Raw genomic sequence first — 5,619 nt, 5'->3', positions numbered from 1 at the left:
GTGTGTTCCTAGGGAGTCCGGTAAAGTCGCCATCTAGGGTGTTTTTGTCTCTGGGCAAGTACAAAGGTTTTAACGTGGTGTTTGGTGTAGTTGGGTGTTCTAAAACATCTAACCAGTTCATCAAACATCACTCCGGCCACAAAAACACGTGGCCTACGTTGGACGCACGATAGAGCCGTGCGCCGTTTATAAAAGCGTTAAGTGACCATATGAAAAATATAATTCTAACGATAATAATTGGACTACTAGCAGGTTGTGGTTTTCAACAATATAAACCAAACGAAAGCTTGGTTATCGGAAACCAAAGCTGTACCTCTTTGTCTGGTAAATACACCTTAAACTTCGAAAACTATTCACATTACAATAGCCTTGGTTTTTGGCAACTTCGTCAATACGATCAATTTGAAATAAATGCATCCGCTAATGAACTATTGTTCACTGGGTACAAAAATGAATCTGTAGTTAATTCATCACAAATACTACGTCCTGACTGGTCTTGCTCAAAGGGTATTCTTGCCATCGATATCAAAAATGAAACTCAAAATAATGGTGGTGTAACAGTCTATGAGGCAAGATCATTACAGCTATATTCTTACAAAGCTGGCGAAGTTTACGTTCGCTATAAACAAACTAGTACGGGCCTGGCTTTCTTAATTCCGGTAAGCACCTTCGATGATAGTGTAGTTAAATTAAATGCACTGCATTAAATCACTTAACAAGTTTATCAAACCTCGTTCCGCCCACGAAGGAACGTGGGCTACACTGGACGCGCAAAGACACGCGCGCCGTTTATAAAAGCGTTATATTTAGGGAGTAGTAATGAAAATTGGAAGTTCTATCGTATGTTTGGCAGTAATATTTTTAGCCGCCTGCAGTAGTGGGGGTAATGATACGCCAGACCCGCTCGGAATAAATGGTCTTTGGTCTGCTTCCTGCTATTACGATGAAGAATATGGCGATTATAATCTCGAGTCTTATATATTTAATGGTTACAGTCTAACCGCAAGTTTGGAAGTTTACTCAAATTCATTGTGCACTGGTCAGCCTGATATAGAAGTTAGTGGCAGTGGTACTTTTACACTTGGAAATACAGTTATTACCGCTGGCGGTCCTGAAGCCATCGAGTTCGATGTCATTCTAAAAATAGAAGATCAAACGCTTCAAGTTGCTGACCTTATTCGTGTAGATGGCGACTCACTAAACTGGGGTGTCTATATTGATGGCTCCATTAGGCCAACAGAAATAGACTTTGATGAAACGTATTTTAGACAATAAATATAACAAGTACATCAATGATCGCCCACAAAAGAAATTGTGGGCTGGACCGTCGCTACGCTCCGGCCCATTATGTAAGCGTTACATGCCAATGGAGAGCATTACATGAGGTTAACGACTCTAGTCTTTTTTGCTTTTTTGACTGGGTGTAGTACCCACCAAACAACATTAAAGCAAGATGGTGGTTACAAAATATATGCCATAGAAGAGCAAAAGATTTTTCAATTGACATATCAAGAAATCACATCAATCGTTGATGATGAAATCGTTAATGAAATTGATGGTCCAGAAAGAGGATTCTCTACCAGAATGACTTGGGGTCTGGATTGGTATAACGTCTTCGTCAAGATTGTTCCCGTTGAGGGTGTTAGTTTAAGCGGTAAGAATGTTAAGGGCTATTTTGTAGAGCTTGGCGGAAAAGGAACTTACCCGACTTCAAGGCCGCAAAAAATTATTGATAATATTCAGAAAAAGCTTGAAGAATCAGGTACGGGGGTAATGGTTAGCTCATACAGAAAATCATCCTACCAGTTTGAGCGCGACCGGTGGCGCCTAAACGAGAAGGCATCTGCTAGAGATAACGGTGATTCGGTTATGGACAGGCTTCTTAAATTAAAGGTGCTTAGGGATGAAGGTGTGCTTTCTGAAGGTGAGTATCAAGAAAAGAAATCTGAATTGCTTAAGCAGCTATAGCATGTAACAAGCGCATGTTGCCGGACTGGTTTTCCGCTACGCTCCAAACCAGCCGCAAATGCGGGCGTTATGTAAATTCAGCAAAGATGCATACCCAATGAACTGGGCGTATGAATAAAGTTTGGCCAAGGAGTGAAGAGATAAATGAAGAGAATATTCTTTATTGTTTTATTAGTTTCCGGTTGTGCAACATCATCAGGCGTAATCCCTATAGGGATAGATACGTATTTGATTTCTAGATCCCAAAAAGGATTCGATGTGGTTGGTGGCAGTGTTAAAGCTGATGTATATAAAGAAGCATTTGCATTTTGTAACAATCAAAATAAGCATTTCCAAGTTGTTCGAGTATCTCAAAAGGATATGGTTCCATTCACATCAGATGCCCAGGCAGAAATTCAGTTTATGTGTCTGGATAAAGAAGATCCTGAGTTAACTCGGCCAAATATAAAGAGAGAGGCTGACGTAGTAATAGAAATACGGAACAAATAACTGTTTACATAACAAGTGCCATCAATCGGACTTGGGTAAACTGTCACCGTTTTTGCAAAAAGACGCAAAAACGCCGCCACTTCACCCAAGCCGTTGTGGCAGGCGTTAGTGCTCTTAAGAAGCTAAGCGATTCTGTCGAACATCATCAGCAAGCCAAGATTTGATTAAGGACTGGTAAGGCATGTCTCTTCGATTAGCCTCAATTTTAATGCTTTCAAGCAAAGACTCAGGTAACCGCAAGGAAATTGTTTTCGTCGATGGTTTTAAGTTGGGCATTGTTACTTTTGCGGCCTTACTCCAGTCCAAGTAATCAGCGGAATCATTATCTTCCCAAAACTTTCGTTCTTCTGCCTCTGTTTTAAACTTTGGAGGCTGTTTATGCTTGTTCATAAAATTTCCTCTCTTTCTTGTGCATTGGTCGTGCAGAAATCACTCTAATCAAAGTGTTATCTTCACGCAGTGTAAAAGTAATATGTAGTTGCCGCCCATCATCGGTAATTCCAAGGGCATGGTATCTGGGCTCTTTATCACTGTGCTTTTTGTCCGGCAGCAGTAATAAAGGCTCATTAAAAAATAATTGTTCGGCCTCTAACTGGTTTACGCTGTGTTTATCAACGTTTTTTCTTTCGTTGCCAGCATCCCAATTAAAGCCTTTTATTTGTTTCCAATTAATCATTTATGTATATTACCATCATATACATAAAAATAGCACTAACAAGCGGCTCCACCGGACAAATTTTATTGTCACCTTTTTTGTACCAAAAAAGCCGCCAATAAAATTTGCTCGGTGAGCCGGGCGTTAAATGCCAAAAGGAATTTATGAGCTACGATCATCCAATCGAAATAGTCGAAAATGATGTTCTTGTTGTCTCAGTCGTAGACTCTGATGGCAATTATTTTATGTGGCAAAAAGGTCTAACCGAAGAGGTCGGTTCCGATGATGGTATTTACTTCGAATACAATGACCAAATAAATGGTCGCCACAACCAAGTGACCGAATGCACCATAACAAATGATGGTATTCATATAGTACTTGCCAACGGCAACTTAGAGCATTTTTACTTTCCGGCTAAATTCGATAAGTTTAATGAATTACGGGCGGGTCTAAACAAAATATACGCTGAGCATGGTGGCATAATTGAATTCAGCATTTAACAAGTGCAGCCTGCCTCGCCACAGCAAAAACACGCTGTGGCTGGACCTCGCTTCGCTCGGCCGCAGCTGCAGGCGTTATGTCTTTGAAATGGCTGAAATTAATCCGCAGTGTTCTACAAATGGTTTGAAATCTCTATCGGTAAAAAGAAGCGGCACCTTATTATCTATACAAAAAGTCGCAATAATCACATCCGCTGTTTTCCTTATCGTAATGCCTCGCTTCCTCAGCAATCGATAATAGTCCGAACATTGCAATACCATCCTATGACCAAGCATTTCATATTGGTCTAGTTTCCCAAGTACAGACTTGGTTTTATTGTATTCTTTGTCGCTTTTTATGCCCTGCAATATCTCAAGCAAAATTAAATCGCCTAAAGCAACATTCCCCTTCATTAATTGCCTGTCTAACTCATCGGTATAGGGACTTACTACGCCGTTAAAATAATCAATCCAAACACTTGTGTCAGCAATAATCACTTATCGCCTCGCATTTCGTTTAAATCGCCTTCCCAGTGTATTTTCCCCCTTAAACTACATACAGCTTGTTGTTCATTTAGCTTAATAAGCAACTTTAAGCCTTCTTCAACAGCATCTTTCTTTGTATGTAAGCCGCTTACCTTTAAAGCATTTGCCATTAGCTCGTCATCAATTACAATGTTGGTTCTCATAAAACACCTATGTGTATAAAAAATTAACTAAATACACACTAGCACAATAAATAAACATAACCAAGCGTTCAACAAGGACTCCGTAACAATGTCACCTTTTTCGCGCTACGCGGCAAAAAAGCCGCCATTGTTACTACGCCTGTTAACGCGGCGTTATATGCAGTAAAAGGTCAATTAATTTAAGCGGTTAGCGGTATTTTGAGCAAAGAGTGTATTCGGTTCAAAGCTTAGTTTAGCGTCAAGGTTTATACTGCTAAACATAGCTTTTGGCTCAGAGAAAACGGGTCGCTTTAATTGGTGTTCTGTTGATTGTTTCGGTAAAAATTAGCTAGTTATCCTGCTTAATCAGCAGGTGGCAAAACGTAAAAATTAACATGGTTTGTTGCTTCTGCTTCTTATCCTTAAGTACTCTAAAAAACTAAGGCGGTGTATCAAAGTGCAAAGCAATAAATCATATAACCAGTGCAGCCTGCCTCGCCCCAGAAAATCACTGGGGCTGGACCTCACTTCGTTCGGCCGCAGCTGCAAGCGTTATATGCAGTAAAAGGTCAATTAATTTAAGCGGTTAGCGGTACTTTGTACAAAGAGTGTATTCGGTTCAAAGTTTAGTTTAGCGTCAAGGTTTATACTGCTAAACATAGCTTTTGGCCCAGAGAAAACGGGTCGCTTTAATTGGTGTTCTGCTGATTGTTTCGGTAAAAATTTGGTTGTTATCCTGCTTAATTAGCCGGTGGCAAAATTAAGAATAAACGTGACTTGTTGCTTCAGCTTCTTACCCTTAAGAGATCTAAAGATACTAAAGCGGTTTAACAAAGTGCAAAGCAATAAATCATATAACCAGTTTAGCCTGCCTCGCCCCGGAAAAAGCCCCGGGGCTGGACTCGCTGACGCTCGCCGCAGCTAAAGGCGTTAAATGTTTTTTGGCTCTTAAGGTTTAGGGCTCAATATTCGGCAGGGAATGCTCGTTTCTTATCATGTATTCCTCCGTTTAAAGTTTTAGGGTAGGTGGCACGTTTTCCCACTGTTCCGCTCTGCTGTTTAAGTTTCTCAGGCACATTTGAATTTGTAGAGGCTTCGTCGGTGGTGTGTTCCTAGGGAGTCCGGTAAAGTCGCCATCTAGGGTGTTTTTGTCTCTGGGCCAGTACAAAGGTTTTAACGTGGTGTTTGGTGTAGTTGGGTGTTCTAAAACATCTAACCAGTTCATCAAACATCACTCCGGCCACAAAAACACGTGGCCTGCGTTGGACGCACGATAGAGCCGTGCGCCGTTTATAAAAGCGTTACATGCTAGCGAAATAGCTCACTATGAGTTCCAATCCTTGCAAGTTTTAAAGAGTTA

9 protein-coding genes are annotated in these 5,619 nt (G+C 40.7%); 5 read left to right on the top strand and 4 right to left on the bottom strand.

The genetic code is table 11. The features are described from left to right. Nucleotides 1–209 precede the first annotated feature (209 nt). From A3766_RS19495 to A3766_RS19480, 4 genes are all read left to right on the top strand, one after another. Nucleotides 210–707, top strand: a complete 498-nt coding sequence (locus tag A3766_RS19495) for a hypothetical protein (protein WP_068511113.1) — start codon at nucleotides 210–212, stop codon at nucleotides 705–707. Between the two features lie 112 nt (nucleotides 708–819). Continuing rightward, complete coding sequence (locus A3766_RS19490) at nucleotides 820–1,275, top strand: hypothetical protein (protein WP_068511111.1); 456 nt, start codon at nucleotides 820–822, stop codon at nucleotides 1,273–1,275. A 225-nt stretch (nucleotides 1,276–1,500) separates the two neighbouring features. Then, nucleotides 1,501–1,968 (top strand): SHOCT domain-containing protein, encoded by a 468-nt coding sequence (locus A3766_RS19485; RefSeq protein ID WP_197479636.1) that lies wholly within the window; start codon nucleotides 1,501–1,503, stop codon nucleotides 1,966–1,968. A gap of 144 nt (nucleotides 1,969–2,112) precedes the next feature. Continuing rightward, nucleotides 2,113–2,457: a hypothetical protein gene (locus A3766_RS19480; RefSeq protein ID WP_068510171.1), complete on the top strand. Its 345-nt coding sequence runs from the start codon at nucleotides 2,113–2,115 to the stop codon at nucleotides 2,455–2,457. Between the two features lie 114 nt (nucleotides 2,458–2,571). On the opposite strand, the gene brnA is transcribed toward A3766_RS19480, so the two are convergent. Then, nucleotides 2,572–2,847 (bottom strand): type II toxin-antitoxin system BrnA family antitoxin, encoded by a 276-nt coding sequence (brnA, locus tag A3766_RS19475; RefSeq protein ID WP_068510173.1) that lies wholly within the window; start codon nucleotides 2,845–2,847, stop codon nucleotides 2,572–2,574. Further along, the gene (locus tag A3766_RS19470) at nucleotides 2,834–3,133 is read right to left on the bottom strand and encodes a BrnT family toxin (protein WP_068511104.1); all 300 of its coding nucleotides are present in this window, start codon (nucleotides 3,131–3,133) and stop codon (nucleotides 2,834–2,836) included. Before A3766_RS19470 ends, brnA begins: the two co-directional genes overlap by 14 nt. Before the next feature lie 143 nt (nucleotides 3,134–3,276). Here A3766_RS19470 and A3766_RS19465 point away from each other — a divergent pair, with 143 nt between their 5' ends. Beyond that, on the top strand, nucleotides 3,277–3,612 hold the full coding sequence (locus A3766_RS19465) for a hypothetical protein (protein ID WP_068511102.1): 336 nt from the start codon (nucleotides 3,277–3,279) through the stop codon (nucleotides 3,610–3,612). Nucleotides 3,613–3,687: 75 nt separating this feature from the next. On the opposite strand, the gene A3766_RS19460 is transcribed toward A3766_RS19465, so the two are convergent. Both A3766_RS19460 and A3766_RS19455 read right to left on the bottom strand, forming a co-directional pair. Beyond that, a complete protein-coding gene (locus A3766_RS19460) occupies nucleotides 3,688–4,089 on the bottom strand; it encodes a PIN domain nuclease (RefSeq protein WP_068511100.1) in 402 nt (133 codons plus the stop codon). Next, the gene (locus tag A3766_RS19455; protein WP_068511097.1) at nucleotides 4,086–4,280 is read right to left on the bottom strand and encodes a type II toxin-antitoxin system VapB family antitoxin; all 195 of its coding nucleotides are present in this window, start codon (nucleotides 4,278–4,280) and stop codon (nucleotides 4,086–4,088) included. The genes A3766_RS19460 and A3766_RS19455 overlap by 4 nt, the downstream gene beginning before the upstream one ends. Nucleotides 4,281–5,619: the final 1,339 nt, after the last annotated feature.

This window comes from Oleiphilus sp. HI0132 (assembly GCF_001635845.1).
This window is presented reverse-complemented; position numbering and strand designations above follow the sequence as displayed.

Bases quoted from the DNA above. Each gene is read 5' to 3' on its own strand.
- A3766_RS19495 (WP_068511113.1), top strand. From the start codon at position 210: ATGAAAAATATAATTCTAACGATAATAATTGGACTACTAGCAGGTTGT.
- A3766_RS19490 (WP_068511111.1), top strand. From the start codon at position 820: ATGAAAATTGGAAGTTCTATCGTATGTTTGGCAGTAATATTTTTAGCC.
- A3766_RS19480 (WP_068510171.1), top strand. From the start codon at position 2,113: ATGAAGAGAATATTCTTTATTGTTTTATTAGTTTCCGGTTGTGCAACA.
- brnA (WP_068510173.1), bottom strand. From the start codon at position 2,847: ATGAACAAGCATAAACAGCCTCCAAAGTTTAAAACAGAGGCAGAAGAA.
- A3766_RS19470 (WP_068511104.1), bottom strand. From the start codon at position 3,133: ATGATTAATTGGAAACAAATAAAAGGCTTTAATTGGGATGCTGGCAAC.
- A3766_RS19465 (WP_068511102.1), top strand. From the start codon at position 3,277: ATGAGCTACGATCATCCAATCGAAATAGTCGAAAATGATGTTCTTGTT.
- A3766_RS19455 (WP_068511097.1), bottom strand. From the start codon at position 4,280: ATGAGAACCAACATTGTAATTGATGACGAGCTAATGGCAAATGCTTTA.